This is a genomic window from Cognatundibacterium rivi, from assembly GCF_018139565.1.
Taxonomy (GTDB): Bacteria; Pseudomonadota; Gammaproteobacteria; order Burkholderiales; family Burkholderiaceae_D; genus Undibacterium; species Undibacterium rivi.
Genome location: NZ_JAGSPK010000002.1, coordinates 123775 through 142963, shown reverse-complemented (window position 1 = coordinate 142963; position 19189 = coordinate 123775). Strand labels below are relative to the sequence as shown.

At 51.8% G+C, this 19189-nt stretch carries 12 protein-coding genes; 2 read left to right on the top strand and 10 right to left on the bottom strand.

The annotated features are described in order from the left end of the window. Positions 1-26: 26 nt before the first annotated feature. The gene (locus tag KDM87_RS04985) at positions 27-5435 is read right to left on the bottom strand and encodes a hypothetical protein (protein ID WP_212678065.1); all 5409 of its coding nucleotides are present in this window, start codon (positions 5433-5435) and stop codon (positions 27-29) included. Between the two features lie 215 nt (positions 5436-5650). Here KDM87_RS04985 and upp point away from each other — a divergent pair, with 215 nt between their 5' ends. Both upp and KDM87_RS04975 read left to right on the top strand, forming a co-directional pair. Continuing rightward, the gene (gene upp / locus KDM87_RS04980; RefSeq protein ID WP_223826859.1) at positions 5651-6283 is read left to right on the top strand and encodes a uracil phosphoribosyltransferase; all 633 of its coding nucleotides are present in this window, start codon (positions 5651-5653) and stop codon (positions 6281-6283) included. Between the two features lie 89 nt (positions 6284-6372). Then, a complete protein-coding gene (locus tag KDM87_RS04975; protein ID WP_212678064.1) occupies positions 6373-7539 on the top strand; it encodes a pyridoxal phosphate-dependent aminotransferase in 1167 nt (388 codons plus the stop codon). A 47-nt stretch (positions 7540-7586) separates the two neighbouring features. On the opposite strand, the gene KDM87_RS04970 is transcribed toward KDM87_RS04975, so the two are convergent. From KDM87_RS04970 to gltA, 9 genes are all read right to left on the bottom strand, one after another. Beyond that, positions 7587-8852, bottom strand: coding sequence for a DEAD/DEAH box helicase (locus KDM87_RS04970; RefSeq protein WP_212678063.1), 1266 nt, complete (start codon positions 8850-8852; stop codon positions 7587-7589). A gap of 100 nt (positions 8853-8952) precedes the next feature. After that, positions 8953-9435 carry a hypothetical protein gene (locus KDM87_RS04965; RefSeq protein WP_212678062.1) on the bottom strand — a complete coding sequence of 161 codons (483 nt, stop codon included), beginning with the start codon at positions 9433-9435 and terminating at the stop codon, positions 8953-8955. A 337-nt stretch (positions 9436-9772) separates the two neighbouring features. Continuing rightward, positions 9773-10183, bottom strand: coding sequence for a hypothetical protein (locus KDM87_RS04960; protein WP_212678061.1), 411 nt, complete (start codon positions 10181-10183; stop codon positions 9773-9775). Further along, positions 10183-11280, bottom strand: a complete 1098-nt coding sequence (gene zapE, locus KDM87_RS04955; RefSeq protein ID WP_212678661.1) for a cell division protein ZapE — start codon at positions 11278-11280, stop codon at positions 10183-10185. Before zapE ends, KDM87_RS04960 begins: the two co-directional genes overlap by 1 nt. Positions 11281-11511: 231 nt before the next feature. Further along, positions 11512-12939: a dihydrolipoyl dehydrogenase gene (gene lpdA, locus KDM87_RS04950; RefSeq protein WP_212678060.1), complete on the bottom strand. Its 1428-nt coding sequence runs from the start codon at positions 12937-12939 to the stop codon at positions 11512-11514. Positions 12940-13007: 68 nt separating this feature from the next. Next, positions 13008-13364 carry a PspC domain-containing protein gene (locus tag KDM87_RS04945; protein WP_212678059.1) on the bottom strand — a complete coding sequence of 119 codons (357 nt, stop codon included), beginning with the start codon at positions 13362-13364 and terminating at the stop codon, positions 13008-13010. 12 nt (positions 13365-13376) lie between these two features. After that, positions 13377-14624: a 2-oxoglutarate dehydrogenase complex dihydrolipoyllysine-residue succinyltransferase gene (gene odhB, locus KDM87_RS04940; protein ID WP_212678058.1), complete on the bottom strand. Its 1248-nt coding sequence runs from the start codon at positions 14622-14624 to the stop codon at positions 13377-13379. A gap of 61 nt (positions 14625-14685) precedes the next feature. Further along, positions 14686-17541 carry a 2-oxoglutarate dehydrogenase E1 component gene (locus tag KDM87_RS04935; RefSeq protein ID WP_212678057.1) on the bottom strand — a complete coding sequence of 952 codons (2856 nt, stop codon included), beginning with the start codon at positions 17539-17541 and terminating at the stop codon, positions 14686-14688. A gap of 294 nt (positions 17542-17835) precedes the next feature. After that, a complete protein-coding gene (gltA, locus tag KDM87_RS04930) occupies positions 17836-19140 on the bottom strand; it encodes a citrate synthase (RefSeq protein ID WP_186885506.1) in 1305 nt (434 codons plus the stop codon). Between the last annotated feature and the right edge of the window lie 49 nt (positions 19141-19189).

Below are 19189 nucleotides of genomic sequence, written 5' to 3'. Positions count from 1 at the left end.
TTTTCTGCCGCTCTTATCTGCTGCTATTACTTTGCCGCCATAGCTAATTGCAAGGCCGCCTTTTCTTCTGCTTTCACCGGTTCAGTTTGTTGCGCAATGCCGTTTGCCGCAGATTTTTTCATCTGTGTTGCTGATGTTGTCAGTTCATAGCTCAATTGCATACCACTGTTCAGTTTTACAGACGGTGCGGCGACATTCGCAGGGCTGCCAACGACTGGTGCAGCCTTGGCTGCCATCGCGTTGGCAACAGACATCGGTGTAGAGAAATTAGCGAAACCCGCGCCAGCAACGCCAGCACACAACATCAAACCAGCCAGCACGGAAGGACGCAGGCGCAGACGGAAGCGTTCCTGTGCATCCTTTTCCGCTTGCTGCCCGATGTCGTAAGTAATTTCCACTGGCGCACTCGACAACATTTGCTGTGCCTGCAAACGCCATTCAGCACTTTGCTGTTGGTTGTTGCGCAACTTGGAGATCAATTCCTGCGCCAGATTTTCTGCCTGTGCATGTTCCGCGACCAGACTCAGATTTTCTTGCTCGGCTTCTGCTTTCAATGCAGCCTGCATCTCAGCCAACTGCGCTTTCAGCAAGTCAGCCTGCTCCTGACGCTGTTGTTTTTGTTGTTCAATTGCCTGTTGTTGTTCCGCAAACTGTTGCTGTAATTCCGCCAGCTCTGTTTCTTCCGCAGATAATGCCAGAGCATTTTTCTTTGCCTGTTCCAATGCGGCTTTTGCTGCCGCAAGTTCGGCGCGACGTTGCAACATCAGATCTGCCAACGCAGCCTCTTGCTCTTCCTGTTGCTGCAAGTCTGCCAGCAAAGCCTGTTCTGCTTGCAAACGTGCGGCAATGTCTTGCGCCAGCTTGTTCTCAGCTGCAATTCTTTGCGCTTCAATTTCTGCCAGTTGCTGTTGTTGTTCGAGTCGGGCGTTCATCTCAACTGCCGCCATTCTGGCTTGCTCTGCCAGCGCTTCCGATGCCGCGATCAATGCTTGTTCTGCCGCGACTTTTTCCTGTTCCGCCGCATTGGCCTCGGCTGCTTTTTGTGCACGCAACTGGCTATGCTTCGCCAATTCCGCCTCAACTTGCAATCTGTCTTCCGAGGCTTTGAGTATCAATGCCTCCGCTTCCATTTTCTGGCTGATCGCCGTCAATGCCTGCTGCTTCAATTGCAACTCATCCTGCTCACGTTGCTTCTGCAGTTGTATCGCCTGAATTTCACGCTGAGCCAGCTCAGCCTTTTGCGCTTCCATCTGCTGCAAAGCTAACAGCTCATCCGCGCGAATCTGCGCGAGTTCAGCGGCTTCTTTTTCTGCGGCTGCGTGCATTTGCGCTAATTCTGTCGCCTCTTTCTCTGCGCTCAGTTTCATTTGCATCGCCACGTTCGCATCTTGCTCAGCCTGAGCACGAATCTCAGATAATTGCAGATACGCTTGCTCGGCTTGCTGACGTTGTTCAGCTTCCGCCAGCGCCTTTTGTTCTGCCAGCATCTTTTGTTCGATAGCGGCCAACTCTTCAAGCTCAGCGGCTGCACGGCGGTTTTCCATCAACGCCAGGGTTTCTGCCTCACGCAATTTGGCTTCCATCGCCTCTGCCGCTGCACGTTGCGCCTCAGCATGTTGTACCGATTGAGCAAACATGGCTTGCTCGGTTTCCAGTTGCAATTGTGAGGCCTGAGCAGCCGCCTGCTCTTGCTCAAAGCGCGAGGCAGCGATCTGTGCCGCTTCCTGCTCTGCCTGCAAACGTCGTTGCAGGGCTTGCTGTTGCTGTTGCTCTGCCAATAATTTTGCCTGCAACTCTTCACTCAGTTGTTGCTCGGTCGCCAGGCGTTGTTGCTCTGCACGGCTAGATTCCAGCAACAAAGAGGTTTTTTCTTCGAGTGCAGCTGCGGTCTGACGCTTGATCAATGCCTCTTCAGCCGCTTGCGCCAGCCATTCTTTTTCTTTCGTATTCAGATTTTCTATTGCCAGGCGCGCTTCTTCGTCGCTATTTTTGCGCGCTGCCAGCAATTCCACTTGCTCCGCTTCGGCATTCAGACGCGCCTGCACTTCCGCTGCCGCAGCAACTTCAGCCTCTTGCTTTGCTGTCAGCATTGCCACCAGCGCCTGTTCCGCTTCGATGCGTTCTTGTTGCGCCTTCAGCAATTGCTGTTCTTGCTGCAAACGCTGTTGTGCGATTTCTGCCATCAGCTTTTGCGCATCGGCATGCGCAGCCAATTCCTGATGTAAAGCCTGCTCTGCAGCAAGCGTTGCTTCGCCTGCCAGACGTGCCACCTGTTGTGCGTATGCATTGGCCTGGGCAAATTCATTGGCCTGTTTTTCGCTGACCAGACGGGTTTGTACGTCTTGCTGAGCGCTTTGCTCTGCCTGCAATTTTGCTGTTGTTGTTGCCAGCAAAACCGCTTCATCAGCAGAACGTTGCTGTACCACTTGTTCCAACTCTGCGATGCGACGATTTTTTTCAACCACCAACTGATGCGCTTTTTGCTGGCTGGCCGCATACGCCTGCGCTTGTAATTGCAAGGCTTTTTCTGCCTGCAGTTTCGCCTCGGCCATCTGGCTTGCCTCTTGCTCGGCACGCGCACGCTCTGCTGCCGCAACGGCTTGCTCTTGCTCTGCAATCGCCTTTGCCTGCGCTACGGTATGGGCGATTTTTTCTGCTGTCAGTTTTTCTGCGGCGGCTTTAGCGATGGCTTTTTCAGCATCAGTACGTTCTTGTTCCAGTTTCGCCTGTTGCTCCAGCGCTGCTGCTGCCTGTTGCTGCGACTGCGCCTTTTCCTGCTCCAGACGCGTGATCTGCGCTGCCGCTTTAACACGTGCCGCTGCAGCCTGCGCTGCCTGCTGTTCCGCCTGCGCCTGCGCTGCATTTTGCTCGAACAGTTTCTTTTCTTCAGCGAGTTTTAATTCTGTGGCAGTACGCAATGCCTGCTCTGCTTCCAGTCTGGCCAGATGCTGATCACGCTCTTCCTGCTCGACTTTTGCTTTCGCCTGCAATTCTGCCGTTAATTTTTTTTCTGCCTGTAATTTTTCCTGCACCAGCCCGAGCGCTTTTTGTTCGGACTCTGCACGCAAGCGCAAGGTTTTACCTAACTCTTCGGCTTCCGCGGCTTTCGCCTGTGCTGCACTGGCGGCTTGCTTTTGCAACTCAGCATGTTCCTGCATTTTTTGCAGACGGGCTTGCTCCGCCTGAATCAATGCCTGGCGTGCAGCGCGAGCTTCCGATTCCTGCTGCTGACGCGCCTGCAATACATTGACGTGCTGACGATCAGCATGGGCGCGGGCGATCACTTGTTCTGCCGTGGCTTTTTCTGCTTCCAGCTTATCCTGCGCCGCGCACACTGCCTGCTTTTCCGCTTCGGTGCGAACCTGCTCAGCGCGGGTCAACTCAACCGCCTGCTGCGATTTCAACAATGCCAACGCTGCCGCTTTGCGTTGCACTTCTTTTTGAATTTCCGCCTGTTCCAGCGCTGTCAGTTCTGCCTGATTAGCCGCTTCCTGCGCCAGTCTTTGCTCACGCTCTGCCTGCTCTTTTGCTGCAGCAATCGCTTTCATTTCCTCTTCAGCGCGCTGTTTTGCTTCGAGTTCCAGTTGTGCTGCCTGCTCCAGCGCCAGCTTTTCTTCTGCGGTTTTCAGCATTTGCTGAACAGCCTCAGCGCGACGACGTTCTACATCCAGTTTTTCATCGAGTAGTTCCATTGCTTTCGCCTCATCTTGAGCACATTGCTGCTGAACACGCAGCAGTTCGCTGACATCCCTACTCTTTTTCACTGTTGCTTCTGCCATTTTTTGCTGCAACTCAGCTTGTTCTATCGCTTTTTGCAGTGCAATTTTTTCGGCAATATATTCAGTTTCTTGCGCCACACGTGCTGCACGATCTGCCGCTTCCTGCATGCGTAATAATTCAGCATGTGCTTCATCTGCTTTGGCACGGGCTTCCGCTTCTTCCGCTTTCTGACGTTCTGCCTGCAGTTTTGCGTCAAGCGCATTAGCTGCTTTTTGCTCAGCTTCAGCGCGGCGTTTTTCGGCTGCGAGTAATTCTTCCGCCTTTTTCGCTTTCAACTCTGCCGCAGCACTGGCACGTTTGAGCAAATCTGCCTGATAGGCGCTGGCGCTCAGGGCTTGTTGTTCAGCATTTGCCTGCTCGCGTGCCGCCTGCACTGCGACCCGCTCAATCTCAATGCGTTCTTTGGCGAGCTTAGCTGCGCGCTGTTCTTCGGCTGCACGCTGACGTGCTGTTTCAGTTGCTTCCTGTTCAGCGATGCGGCGTTGACGTGCCTCTTCAGACGCTTCCGCCTCAGCCTGCAAGCGGGCACGCGCCTGTGAATCTGCCTGTTGTTCATTCTCTATGCGATGCATCGCCGTCGATTGCAATTCGCGCTCGGCACGGATACGGGATTCCGTCACCTGACGGATTTTGTCTTCTGCTTCGCGGCGGGCTTGTGCCGTCGCCGTCGCGATCACTTCCGCCTGTTCGCGTTTTGAGGCGGCGGCATACAGCTCTTGTTCCGCCTGCATACGCATCTGGATTGCTTCGGCAGCGCGACGTTCGGATTCCATGCGTGCCTGCGCAATCGCTTCCTGCTCCTGCTCAATCGCCACACGTGCCAGTGCATCTTCACGCGCACGGGCTTCCACCGGGGCGCGGTTGATCGCAAATTCCAGCGCCATCGCTTCGGCATGATCGCGCTCTTTACTTGCCTGCAGTGTTTCGCTGCGTACCTTAACCAGCAGCTCTGCCGTTTCACGCGCTTCGCGTTCACGTTTTTCACGTTCACGCGCCAATTCAGCAATACGCGCATCCGCACGAGCACGCTCAACAGCTTGCTGACGCGCACTTTCGGATGCAGCAAAACGTTCAGCCGCCCAGTTTTTGGCTACTTCAGTTTGCTTGCTTAACTGGCTGACTGTTGCCTGTGCTTTAGCAGTAATTTCCGATTCGGCCTTCAACTGCATTTCGGCGCGGGCTTTGGCTTCCTGCTCTATCTTTTGGCGTTGTTCGGATTGAGCGCGGGCCCGGCTTTCCATCTGTGCACGCTCTTGTAATTCACGTGCTTCCTGTTCATTCGCTGCAATTCTGGCTGCGGCGGCAGCCTGCGATTGCTTTTCAGCGAGCAATCTGGCGCGGCTGCTTTCTGCGGCTTCCTGTTCCAGCTGCAGCTTTCTCTGCGCCAGCTCAGCTGCTTCAGCTTCTGCCTGAGCGCGTGCCTCTGCCATCGCACGCGCCTGCGCCTCTGCTTTCAGACGGGTTTCAGAGGCAACGGTGGCGCGGGCTTCCGCCTCAACACGGGCAATCGCTTCGCGTATGCCTTTGACGTCGATACGGGAATTCGACTCCAGATCATCAGGAGAAGATAAAAAATCTTCTTTCTGATCCATACGCTGATCAAGGGAGAAATTCCCTAAAGAAAATTTATTTAATAATGACTGATTGCTGTCCATTCTTCACTCCTGAGATAGTAGTCGTTCCCTAAAGTCGCTGGCCTGGCGGCTCCGGAACTTCTTACCCTGAATTATCAATGAAGAAAAAACAAACAATCGCCGGAGTAAAGCCAGAAAAACCCCTCTATTCCCAATTATTCGTGAATGCACGTCTCCCCTAAAGCGGCGCGGGGACGTAAAATAGCGGTCACACCAAAATCAGCAGGAGAATGACCTTGAACGAATTAGTGACTGAAATCAAACATCCGTTAGTGCAGCACAAACTGTCGCTGATGCGTAGCAAAGACACCCCGACGGATAATTTCCGCCGTCTGCTGCGCGAAATCAGCCAGATGCTGGCGTACGAAGTCACACGCGATCTGCCTATCGAATTCACCCGTATCGAAACCCCTATTCAGGTCATCGATGCGCCGACGATCAGTGGTAAGAAGCTCTGCGTGATCTCCGTCCTGCGTGCCGGTAACGGTATTTTGGATGGCATGCTGGATCTGTTGCCGAATGCGCGTGTTGGTCATATCGGTCTGTACCGCGACCCGGCAACGCTGGAACCGGTCGAGTATTACTACAAAGTGCCGGAAGATATCGCCGACCGCCTGGTGATCGTGGTTGATCCTATGCTGGCCACCGGTAACTCTGCCGCTGCCGCAATCACCCGCCTGAAGCAAGGCGGCGCGAAGTCGATTAAATTCGTCTGCCTGCTGGCCGCACCGGAAGGCATCAAGGTCATGCAAAATGCGCATCCTGACGTGCCAGTGATTACGGCTTCCATCGATCAATGTCTGAACGATCATGGTTATATCGTCCCGGGCTTGGGCGATGCCGGTGACCGCCTGTTCGGCACCAAATAAATTCAAGCGAATCGCCCCGGCAGCCTGACAGCGCCGGGGCTTTTTTGTTTCTGTTTTCAGAATAACGTATCTATTTCCCTGCACCGAATATGACAACGACCGCCAGTTTCATTCCAGCTTCCAAATTACCTGAAGTCGGCACCACAATTTTTTCAGTGATGTCTGCACTTGCCACTGAGAAAAAAGCCGTGAATCTGGGACAAGGATTTCCGGATTTCGATTGTGACCCGGCGCTGCCAGCAGCAGTCGCCCGCGCCATGGCTGACGGGCACAATCAGTATCCGCCGATGCCGGGTGTTGCCGTATTCAGAGAGCAGATCGCGGCTAAAATCGCGGCGATTTACGGTTACCAATATGATCCCGCCAGCGAAATCACAGTTACCGCCGGAGCCACGCAAGGCATACTGACCATCTTGCTGGCCTGCGTACATGCGGGCGATGAAGTGATTGTGATCGAACCTGCGTATGACAGCTATGTGCCCTCAATCAGGCTCGCAGGCGGCGTGCCGGTGTTCGTCAGCATGGAATTAGGCGAACACGGTTACAGCATACCGTGGGATCAGGTTCGCGCCAGCATCACGGACAAAACCCGGCTGATCATGCTCAATTCGCCGCATAATCCGACTGGCTCTGTCCTGACTGCCAGCGATATCGCCGCGCTGACCGATATTGTGCGTGACACCCGCATCCTCATTGCCTCAGATGAGGTATATGAACACATGGTCTATGACGGGCAACGCCATGAATCAATCGCGCGCCACCCGGAACTGGCGCAGCGCAGCTATATTATTTCGAGTTTTGGCAAAACCTATCATGTCACTGGATGGAAAGTCGGCTATGTCGTCGCCCCGGCGGCGCTGATGGCAGAATTCCGCAAGGTGCACCAATTCAACGTCTTCACCGTGAATACGCCTATGCAGGTTGGGCTCGCGCACTACATGCAAAATCCCGCACCCTATCTGGAATTGCCCGCGTTTTACCAACGTAAGCGCGACCTGTTCCGCGATGGCCTCGCGCATTCCCGTTTCCGACTGTTGCCGTGTGCGGGCACGTATTTTCAAAGTGTGGATTACAGCGCGATTTCAGATTTACCGGAACTCGATTTTGCGCGCTGGCTGACCAGCGAAATTGGCGTTGCCGCGATTCCCGTGTCAGCTTTTTATCAGCAGGCGAAAGAATCCGGCGTGGTGCGCTTTTGTTTTGCGAAACAGGACGCGACACTGGAAACGGCGATCGCCAGGCTGGCTGCGCTGTAAGCTTGAACAATAACGGCAGATCAGCAGCAAGATTGCGGCGACATTTTTTAATTATCGTCTTTCGCCGCTGCCGCTTGCTGCGCCGCCAGGGCGCGTAATTTGTCTTTTTTACTCGGACGTTTCCCTTTTACGCCACCATTGACATCAGGCACACGCTCGCTGACAGGCACTGGTAAAGCACTTGCCTCAAAACCCGGGATCGATTCCAACTCTAAACGCAAACCTTGCTTACGCGCGATCAGCGCAAAATGGGCGGCGGATTCCGGCGTCACAAAGTTGTACGCTAGTCCGCTGAGACCAGCACGGCCGGTACGGCCTATGCGATGAATATAATCATCGCTGGAACGCGGCAAATCATAATTGACCACCACCGGCAACTGGGCAATATCAATCCCACGCGCAGCGACATCGGTTGCCACCACCACTTTCAGGCGCGATGCCTTGAAATCAGCCAGCACCTGTTCGCGCTTGCCTTGCGTCAACTCGCCATGAAATGGTTCTGCTGCAATATGCGCACGACGCAATTTCACCGCCACCAACTCCGCCGCATACTTGGTCGCGACAAACACCAGCACCCGCGGCCATTTTTCAGTGCTCAGCAGATGTCGCAATAATTGGGTACGACGCGCAGCATCAACACGAATGGCTCGTTGCGTGATATCCGGCTTACCGGCGTCGGTGACTTCGATACGAATGCGTTGCGGTTGCGGGCTGATACGCGCCGCCAGGCTTTCCACTTCCGGTGCAAACGTCGCGGAGAATAATAAATTCTGACGCTGTGCAGGCAACATCGCCACAATGCGGTTTAACTCATCGGCAAATCCCAGCTCCAGCAAACGATCGGCCTCATCCAGCACCAGCGTAGTCACGCACGCCAAGGACAAGGCATTGTGATCGATCAGATCCAGCAAACGTCCCGGCGTCGCGATCACGATGTCGGCACCGCCGCGTAAATGCAGCATTTGCGGATTAATCGAGACACCGCCAAACACCACCGCCAGTTTGGCAGCAGGCGCGACCGATTTACACAGACTGCTCAGCGTCGTGCCCACTTGCGCGGCAAGCTCACGGGTCGGCACCAGAATCAACACCTGCACCGCCCGCGGACGCGCCGCCGTCAGCACCAGATTTTGCAAGAGCGGCGCACAGAAGGCGATGGTTTTGCCGGAGCCGGTCTGCGCCTCGGCAATCACATCCTTGCCTTGTAAGATCACAGGAATCGCGGCAGCCTGAACGGCTGTCGCATCGGTATAACTACGGTCGCGCAAAGCGCTCAAAAGTGCGGGCGTGAGACCCAGGCTGGAAAATGACATGACTATGCTTTACTGAAAGATGGTCGGCACTATACCGTATTCTGAGGGTGTGAAATGCAACTTACTCGCATCATTCCTATTCAGCGCGTCGTGGCAGCGATTACACGCCTGGATTGGAGTAAAGTACGGCAAGCATTAATTCAATTGCATGTTCTGCTTCCGCTTGCAACTCCTCCCTATTTCCCCACTGCTGATCTACAGTAATCCCTGGTTCTTCTAAGCGCAGATGTAGCAATCGGTTCCTCCTCAACCTCAGAGTTTGATATTCCTCCCCTAAACTAGTTTGTTCAAGCAATTGCTTTGCGTTTGGCGGAGCAGTTCCATTTGCTAAGTCAACCAAGTGGGCTTCTACGACACTAAAGGCCAAAGCGGTTGCAGCAACCCACGCACCAACGCAGTAGCACGCCTGAACCTCTACGGTCAAAGCGGACGCCTGCTCTCCAATGAGGTAACTTCCCCATTCTTCATGTGCAAAAACTTTTGACTCAAACCACTTTTGCCGCTGCTGCCAATAATTTCTTGCGTTGGATTGAGATGTTCCATAAGTCATGACTTGTATAAAAAAACCGAAATTAGCATGCATTTATAAATGCAACAACAATATCCAAATCCCCGCAAAACGAATGGTCGCTACGTTCTCGCATCCGACTGTTCCGACTAAGTAGCTGGATTCAGACTGAAAAACACGATTTTGGAGCCTGATAGCCTGCCAAATGAGGCTAAAAATACTGGGGGGAGTATATTTTAAAGCCCAGTATTTACGCTGAGAATAAGGTGAAAATGCCACATACTCCCCTTTTTTATCACTTTTTACGGTTCAAAAAACGATCTGGGGAGTGTCGCCACAGGCTGTGGCGACGGGCGGTGGGGTGAGGAATAAGTGAGGAATAAGCGAGGATTAAGCGAGGATTAAGCGAGAATTAATCGACTTGTTTGCGGGCTTGTTCGCGGTCTTTTTCGATCACGCGGATCTGGCGCTGCACGGCTTTGGCTTCGATAGACATGCGTTGCAGCGTCGGCAGGTAACGGCGGCGCTGGACTTTGATGTCTTGCAGGCAGTCGTTAACAAAGAAAATGTCATAGCAATGGCGCTCTGATGCCTGATACCAGGTTTGCAGGCGACGTTGCAGCGCCTCGCTTTCGGCAATAACGGCATCGGCAACTTCGTTGGTTTGTATGCTGTTGACCGGATAGCGTCCATCCATATCTTGCACGAGCTGGGCGATGCTGGCGAGTTCTGCTTTTCCCTGATCAGCCACGGTATCAGCATGCGCCGCGCTGATGCCAGTCAGCAGCAGGCTGGAAATAAATAAGTGTGAGAGAAATTTCATCAGGCTAGGTTATCGGCAAGTTGGCGTTGATCGGCTTCCATGTATTCTTTCGATTGCATTTCAACGATACGTGAAACCGTGCGGTGAAACTCGTTCGAGAGTGTGCCGTTAGTATACAGCTCTTCGGGCGCAACTTCGGCAGACATAATCAGCTTGACCTTGTTATCGTAAAACACGTCGATCAGCCAGGTAAAACGCCGCGCCTCGGATGACATGGCAGCGGACATGCACGGAATAGCGGACAAAATCACAGTATGAAAGCGGCTGGCAATTTCAAGATAATCGTTCTGCGAACGTGGGCCACCACACAAGGTATGAAAATCAAACCAGATCACACCACCGGCACGACGCAGTGCTTTCAGTGTGCGGCCTTCGATATCGACATGCGGGTCTTCGTCTTTGGTGTCGGCAATACGCGAAAACGTATCGCGCAGCGCTTTATCGGTCGCGGCTGACAGCGGCGTCAGATACGCCTGCACTTGTTCCAACGCACGTTTGCGATAATCGTTACCTGAATCGACGTTCATCACATCGAGTTTTTCTTTGAGCAAGGCGATTGTCGGCAGCATGCGATCGCGATGCAGACCATCGGGGTACAGCAGATCGGGCTGGTAATTGGATGTCATCACAAACGACACGCCGTTATCAAACAAGGCCTTGAGCAGGTTATACAGCAGCATTGCATCAGCAACGTCGGACACATGGAACTCATCAAAACAGATCAGGCGGTATTTTTTGGCGATGCGTTTCGCCACTTCATCGAGTGGATCAGCGACGCCTTTGAGTTCGTCTAACTGACGATGCACGGCGCGCATGAATTCGTGGAAATGCAGACGGGTTTTACGCACGACAGGCACAACGGAATAAAAGCTGTCCATCAAGAACGATTTGCCGCGCCCCACTCCGCCCCACATATAAACGCCGCGCGGCACTTCAGGACGCGTGATAATGCGGGTCAGCTTGTTGGCACGCTTGCCTTTGTACAGCACCCATTCTTCATAGGCTTGCTGCAGGCGATCAACGGCGCGTTTCTGCGCTTCATCGGCTTTAAATCCACGCTGGGTCAGCGCTTCGTCGTAAAACTGTTGTACATCCATAGTCTGTTTTTTCAAGCTGTTTCCTCACGTACTGTGCGCTCTGCGCATCGACAGCGTCGTCTTTGTTGGCACTGATCCAGACCGGCAATCGCACTTACTGCGTCTGCCAGTCAGAAAAATACGGGACCAGTCTGGCTGGTCGTTGACCGTTGCTGCAACAGCTACGGCAATAATAAAAATGGACGAGTATCCGACTCGTCCATTTTTATCGTGGCGCAGATAAGGTATCGATCAGAAATTGAGCGAACGTTTATCTACTGCCAACGCAGCTTCTTTCGTCGCTTCCGACAACGAAGGATGGGCGTGGCAAATACGGGCGATATCTTCAGAAGAAGCACGGAATTCCATTGCCACCACCGCTTCAGAAATCAATTCTGAAGCCATAGGACCAACGATGTGCACACCGAGGATTTCATCGGTCGTTGCATCGGCGAGGAATTTCACCATGCCGGAAGTATCTCCCAGCGCGCGTGCGCGGCCATTCGCCATGAATGGGAAAGTACCGGCTTTGTATGCAACGCCATCGGCTTTCAATTGCTGTTCGGTACGACCTACCCACGCGATTTCAGGGGAAGTGTAAATCACCCAAGGAATCGTGTTGAAGTTCACGTGACCGTGCTGACCAGCGATACGCTCTGCAACGGCAACGCCTTCTTCTTCTGCTTTGTGCGCGAGCATAGGGCCGCGTACCACGTCACCAACCGCCCAGACGTTAGGCAGATTCGTTTTGCAATCGCCATCCACCGCGATGAAACCGCGTTCGTCGAGTACCAGGCCAACGCCTTCGGCGTTCAGGCCGTTGGTGTTTGGTGTACGGCCGATAGAAATGATCAGCTTGTCGAATACGGCTTTGTGTTCCGCGCCTTTGTCATCCGTGTAATTGACGGTCACGTCTTTACCACTGTTGACGATCTCGCCGATTTTCACGCCGAGGTTAATTTTCAGGCCTTGTTTGTCGAACAGTTTTTTCGCTTCTTTCGCGATTTGTTCGTCCACAGCACCGAGGAAGGCTGGCAAAGCTTCGAGTACGGTGACTTCAGCACCGAGACGACGCCAAACGCTGCCCATTTCCAGACCGATTACGCCAGCGCCGATCACGCCGAGTTTTTTCGGTACTTCAGCGATATTCAATGCGCCTTCGTTAGACAAAATCGTCTTTTCATCGAACGGTGCGGCTGGCAATGCGCGGGCATTGGAACCAGTTGCAACGATGATGTGCTTACCAGTGATGCTTTCTTCTGTTTTACCGGCCACCTTGATTTCGTAACCAGCCGCATCGGCTTTGACGAAGGAACCATGACCGTGGAAGAAAGTGACTTTATTCTTTTTGAACAGGAACAGAATACCGTCGTTATTTTGTTTAACGATGGTGTTTTTACGACCCAGCATTTTTGCGACGTCCATACCCAGACCGGACACGGAAATACCGTGGTCAGCAAATGCATGACCCGCATGTTCAAAGTGTTCGGATGATTGCAGCAAGGCTTTAGATGGAATGCAACCAACGTTGGTGCAGGTACCACCCGGTGCCGGGCCACCTTTGTCGTTGCTCCAGGCATCGATACAGGCAGTAGAAAAACCGAGTTGTGCAGCACGGATTGCTGCGATATAGCCGCCAGGGCCGCCGCCGATTACGACGACATCAAATTGTTTGCTCATGGATTTATCCTGATTTCTGAATGTTTCTGATTACGCGTGAGGAAAAGACATACGGTGAACAGGCGGATTCACTCTTCTTCCGGCACAAAAATCCACGCTAAGACATAAGCGACCAGACCGGCACCGAAATAACAAGTGAAAAAGACAAATAACAAACGCCATATCCAGGATTCCAGGCCGGTGAACTTGCCTAAACCACCGCAAATACCGCCCAGCCACCGATCAGTATTTGAACGACGGAAGCGGTTCAACTGGTTCAGAGAATCATCGATACCGGAAAAAGAATTGCTATTTGCGTTTTGAGAAGAAGCTCCGCTTCCAACGGAAGACAAGAGCTTCGCCTTTGCTTGCGCGAACTCTGCATCAGTCAGGGCTCCTGCCTGATGCAGTTCATGCAGACGTTTGATGTCGTCAGCGATGTTCACGACGTTTGCCTCTTACAGATCCAGCAACAGGCGTGATGGATCTTCCAGTGCGTCTTTCATCGCAACCAGAGCCAATACTGCTTCACGACCATCGATGATACGGTGATCGTAAGACATCGCCAGATAGTTCATTGGACGAACAACGATCTGACCATTTTCAACTACTGCACGGTCTTTGGTTGCATGCACACCCAGAATCGCAGATTGTGGTGGGTTGATGATCGGTGTGGACAACATAGAACCGAAAGTACCGCCATTAGAGATGGAGAATGTACCGCCAGTCAGATCGTCCAGCGTCAATTTACCATCTTTCGCTTTGGCACCGAATTCGCCGATTTTCTTTTCGATTTCAGCGATCGACATCTGATCGGCATTACGCAGAATAGGCACCACCAGACCGCGTGGAGAACCCACTGCGATACCGATATCAAAGTAACCGTGATAGACGATGTCGTTACCATCAACAGATGCATTGACGATAGGATATTTTTTCAGCGCAGCAACGGCTGCTTTGACGAAGAAAGACATAAAACCCAGTTTCACGCCGTGTTCTTTTTCAAATTTGTCTTTGTATTTATTGCGCAATTCCATGACTGGCGCCATGTTGACTTCGTTGAATGTCGTCAAAATCGCGTTAGTGGATTGCGATTGCACCAGACGTTCAGCGATACGTGCACGCAAACGGCTCATAGGTACGCGCTCTTCAGGGCGATCACCCAGATTCACAGCAGCAGGTGCATTCACCTGTTGCAATGCTGGTTTCGTTGCCACAGGTGCAGCCAGAGGCGCTACTGCCGGAGCAGCTTTGCCGGCAACAGCAGCCAATGCATCGCCTTTCGTTACACGGCCATCTTTACCTGAGCCATCAACCTGACCAGCAGACAAACCGTTTTCAGCCAGAATTTTTGCAGCTGCTGGCATCGCAACGCCAGCCGACGATTTTGCATCAGCAGAGGCAGCAACTGCCGGTGCTGCGGCGACCGCCGCAGTTGCAGCAGGTGCTGCAACTGCGGCGGTCGCTGCTGTATCAAGAATAGCGATGACTTCGCCGGCAACAACTGTGCTGCCATCACCCTTAATGATTTGTGTGATCACACCAGCGTCAGGTGCTGGCAATTCCAGCACAACTTTATCTGTTTCAACGTCGATCAGGTTCTCGTCACGAGCGACGGATTCACCTACTTTTTTATGCCATGTCAGCAAAGTCGCTTCAGCGACGGACTCAGATAACTGAGGAACTTTAACTTCGATAATTGCCATTTTTTACTCTCCGATTCGGGTAGCCAAACACTGCACCAGTTTCTGGTGCAGTGCCGCGTCATTATTTAGTCAGGACAAAGCCCTTGAGTTTGGAAAATGCCGTTTCCAGCAATGCTTTTTGCTGCGCATAGTGCTTGTCGTAGTAACCGACAGCTGGCGATGCACTCGCTGGACGACCTGCGTAAGCAAGTTTCTGGCCTTCTTCCAGACTTTCAAAAATATTGTGCTGAATCTGGAACCATGGACCTTGATTTTGCGGTTCATCCTGCGCCCATACCAGCTCTGCCAAATTAGGGAATTTTTTCAATTCCGCAGCGAAGCTCTTATGTGGGAATGGATACAACTGCTCAACACGGATGATCGCAGTATCTGTTTGCGCACGTTCTTTACGTGCATTGACCAGATCGTAGTACACCTTGCCGGAGCAAGCGATAACGCGTTTAACTTTCTTCGCATCGATCGTTTCGTCAACTTCACCAATCACGGTATGGAAGCTGCCTTTTGCCAAGTCAGACAATGGAGAGCCAGCATCTTTGTTACGCAACAAGGATTTCGGCGTCATGATCACGAGTGGCTTGCGGAACTGACGAATCATCTGACGGCGCAACAGATGGAAAATCTGTGCCGCAGTTGTCGGCTGAACCACTTGCATATTGTTATCTGCGCACAATTGCAGGAAACGTTCAGGACGAGCGGATGAATGCTCAGGGCCCTGACCTTCGTAACCGTGTGGCAGCATCATCACCAGACCGCAGGCACGACCCCATTTCACTTCACCGGAACTGATGAACTGATCGATCACGACCTGTGCACCGTTAGCGAAATCGCCGAACTGCGCTTCCCAGATGGTCAGTGTGTTTGGTTCCGCTGTGGAATAGCCATATTCAAAGCCCAGTACGGCTTCTTCTGACAAAACGGAATCGATAACAGTAAATGGTGCCTGTTTATCAGAGATATTTTGCAGAGGAATGTACGTACCGGCATCCCAGCGTTCACGTTTCTGATCATGCAGAACAGCGTGACGATGAACGAAGGTACCACGACCAGCATCCTGACCTGTCAGGCGAATGGCATAACCGGAGGAAACCAGAGAAGCGTAAGCGAGGTGTTCGCCCATACCCCAGTCCAGATTCATTTCGCCACGACCCATCGTAGCGCGGTCGCCGAGAACTTTTTCTACCAGACTATGCGGTTTGAAGCCTTCAGGCACGACGGTGATACGCTCAGCCAGACGCTTGAGTTCAGTCAATGGAACAGCTGTATCGGCCGCATCGGTCCATTTACGGTTCAGGAATGGAATCCAGTCAACCGCAAATTTATTTTTAAAGTTAGAGATAACAGGGTCATGGGTATGCTTACCTGCATCCATCGCATCGCGATACGCTTTCACCATCTGATCGCCACCATCGGCAGGAATCGTACCTTGTGCAGCCAGCTTGTCCGCATACAATTTACGTGTGCCCGGATGTTGTCCGATTTTTTTGTACATCAGCGGTTGCGTCAATGCTGGTGTATCTTGTTCGTTGTGACCCAATTTACGGTAGCAGATGATGTCGACAACGATGTCTTTCTTGAATTCCATACGGTAGTCAAGAGCAATTTGCGTCGCCAGAACAACGGCTTCCGGATCGTCCGCATTCACGTGTAATACCGGTGCTTCAATCATCTTAACGACGTCAGAGCAATACAATGTGGAACGGGAATCGCGTGGATCAGATGTCGTGAAACCGATCTGATTATTAATCACGATGTGCACTGTACCACCGGTGCCGTAGCCACGTGTCTGCGCCAGATTCAGGGTTTCCATCACAACGCCCTGCCCTGCAAAAGCGGCATCGCCATGTACCAGAATAGGCAACACTTGTGAGCCATCTTTGTCACCGCGACGATCCATGCGCGCTTTGACAGAGCCTTCAACCACAGGGTTAACGATTTCCAGATGGGAAGGATTGAATGCCAGAGACAGGTGAACCGGACCGCCTGGAGTAGAAATGTCGGATGAGAAGCCTTGGTGGTATTTAACGTCACCTGCTGGCAAGTCGTCACCGTGTTTGCCTTCAAATTCAGCAAACAAATCCTGTGGCATTTTACCCAGAGTATTGACCAGAACATTCAGACGGCCACGATGAGCCATACCGATAACGATTTCCTCAACACCGCGCTCACCTGCGCGCTGAATTGTTTCATCGATCGATGCGATGAAACTTTCACCACCTTCGAGAGAGAAACGTTTCTGACCAACATATTTAGTATGAAGATAGCGTTCCAATCCTTCTGCAGCCGTCAAACGGTCGAGAATGTGTTTTTTCTTCTCTGGAGAAAAGGAAGGTGTAGAACGGATGGATTCAAGTTTTTGCTGTATCCAGCGTTTTTCAGCCGGATCGCTGATATACATGAACTCAGCACCGATAGAACGGCAGTAAGTATCACGTAAAAAATTAATCAGATCACGTAAAGAAGCTAATTCAGGTCCGAAATAAGTATTTGAGATATTGAATTTGATGTCCATGTCGGCATCGGTGAATCCGTAAAAGCTAGGATCCAGCTCAGGGATGCCTGGACGCTCCTGACGCTGCAAAGGATCAAGGTTAGCCCAGTGGCTACCCAGGAAACGATAAGCTGCAATCAGTTGCTGTGCGAAAACACGCTTACGACCCATATCGGCATCGGCGTTCGCGCTGACGGCACGGATAGGACCTTGTTTTGCACGTTCTGCAAAAGAAGCAATCACTGGTGCGTGAGCGACGTCGGGCTTACTGGAGCCGTCAACTGCTGGCACATGTTGCATGGCGTCGAAATACGCACGCCAGTTTTCAGGAACAGAACCGGGATTATTCAGATACGCTTCGTAAAGTTCTTCTACATACGGCGCATTGCCGCCGAACAAATACGAATTAGCGTTATATTGTTGCATCATCTTGCTCACCTTTCTTCGCGTTTCGCGAGATTAGCGGGTTAGTCTAACCTTCCGCGACACGGCCTGACCGGTTAGCGGATTGCACATCAAGTTGTGGGGAAGGGCTTGTTTCAAACTATTCTCGTATCGGAGTCAAAACGCACATCAATCACAATATATTTTTTGATTCCAAAACGAAAAAACATCTAAAATTTACATTCGAGCCGAAGCATAGCATATTTAACGAATAAAAAAAAAGCGAGCCTCAAAGACTCGCTTTTTTCGATGTTGCAGCGCGGTAGCTGACTGACAGAATTAACGCTTATCGATCGCAGGAACGTCGCGCTTTGCGGCGCCGACGAACAATTGACGTGGGCGGCCAATTTTTTGCTCAGGATCAGAAATCATTTCTTTCCATTGAGCGATCCAACCAACTGTACGCGCCAACGCGAAAATACCAGTAAACAAAGCAGTTGGGATACCCAGTGCACGTTGTACGATGCCGGAGTAGAAGTCAACGTTCGGGTACAGCTTACGGCTCACGAAGTATTCGTCTTCCAACGCGATTTTTTCCAGAGCCATTGCCAGTTTAAACAATGGATCATCTTGCAGACCCAGTTCTTGCAATACTTCATAGCAAGTTTCGCGCATCAGTTTTGCACGTGGATCATAGTTTTTATAAACGCGATGGCCAAAGCCCATCAGCTTGACGCCAGAGTTTTTGTCTTTGACTTGGGCGATGAAGTTAGGAATATTATCGACACTGCCGATTTCTTCCAGCATGCTCAGTGCAGCCTCATTTGCACCGCCGTGAGCAGGCCCCCACAAGCAAGCGATACCAGCAGCAATACATGCAAATGGATTCGCGCCAGAAGAACCAGCCAGACGCACTGTCGATGTCGATGCGTTTTGCTCGTGATCTGCGTGCAAAATCAGGATGCGATCCAAAGCACGAACCAGAACTTCATTGACTTTGTATTCTGCGCATGGTGTCGAGAACATCATATGCATGAAGTTCGCGCTGTAAGACAAATCGTTACGTGGGTAAACGAAAGGCTGACCAATAGAATATTTATATGCCATAGCTACCAGCGTCGGCATTTTTGCGATCAGACGAATCGCTGATACTTCACGATGATGAGGATCGTTAATATCCAGAGAATCGTGATAGAACGAGGACAAGGCACCAACCGTACCAACCAGCACAGACATCGGATGCGCATCACGGCGGAAGCCACGGAAGAAAAATTGCATCTGTTCGTGAACCATCGTGTGATTAGTCACGGTCGCAACAAATTTTGCTTTTTCTTCTGCTGTAGGCAATTCACCATTCAACAGCAAATAGCAAGTCTCAAGAAAATCACCGCCGTTGACCGCCAATTGCTCAATCGGATAGCCGCGGTACAGCAACTCACCTTTGTCGCCATCAATATAGGTGATCGAAGAATTACATGCCGCAGTCGACATGAAACCTGGATCATATGTGAACATGCCGGTAGAGCCATACAACTTACGGATGTCTATAACATCAGGACCAATCGATCCCTTGTAAATCGGCATATCCAATGATGGCGAGCCATCAGAGAATGAGAGGGTTGCTTTTGTTTCAGAATTAGTCATGGCTCTTCCTTCAGATAAGAGGTGAGTCGTTAATCAAAAAAACACAAAA

Bases quoted from the DNA above. Each gene is read 5' to 3' on its own strand.
- KDM87_RS04965 (WP_212678062.1), bottom strand. From the start codon at position 9,435: ATGCATGCTAATTTCGGTTTTTTTATACAAGTCATGACTTATGGAACA.
- zapE (WP_212678661.1), bottom strand. From the start codon at position 11,280: ATGGATGTACAACAGTTTTACGACGAAGCGCTGACCCAGCGTGGATTT.
- gltA (WP_186885506.1), bottom strand. From the start codon at position 19,140: ATGACTAATTCTGAAACAAAAGCAACCCTCTCATTCTCTGATGGCTCG.
- KDM87_RS04960 (WP_212678061.1), bottom strand. From the start codon at position 10,183: ATGAAATTTCTCTCACACTTATTTATTTCCAGCCTGCTGCTGACTGGC.
- odhB (WP_212678058.1), bottom strand. From the start codon at position 14,624: ATGGCAATTATCGAAGTTAAAGTTCCTCAGTTATCTGAGTCCGTCGCT.
- lpdA (WP_212678060.1), bottom strand. From the start codon at position 12,939: ATGAGCAAACAATTTGATGTCGTCGTAATCGGCGGCGGCCCTGGCGGC.
- KDM87_RS04970 (WP_212678063.1), bottom strand. From the start codon at position 8,852: ATGTCATTTTCCAGCCTGGGTCTCACGCCCGCACTTTTGAGCGCTTTG.
- KDM87_RS04985 (WP_212678065.1), bottom strand. From the start codon at position 5,435: ATGGACAGCAATCAGTCATTATTAAATAAATTTTCTTTAGGGAATTTC.
- KDM87_RS04935 (WP_212678057.1), bottom strand. From the start codon at position 17,541: ATGATGCAACAATATAACGCTAATTCGTATTTGTTCGGCGGCAATGCG.
- KDM87_RS04975 (WP_212678064.1), top strand. From the start codon at position 6,373: ATGACAACGACCGCCAGTTTCATTCCAGCTTCCAAATTACCTGAAGTC.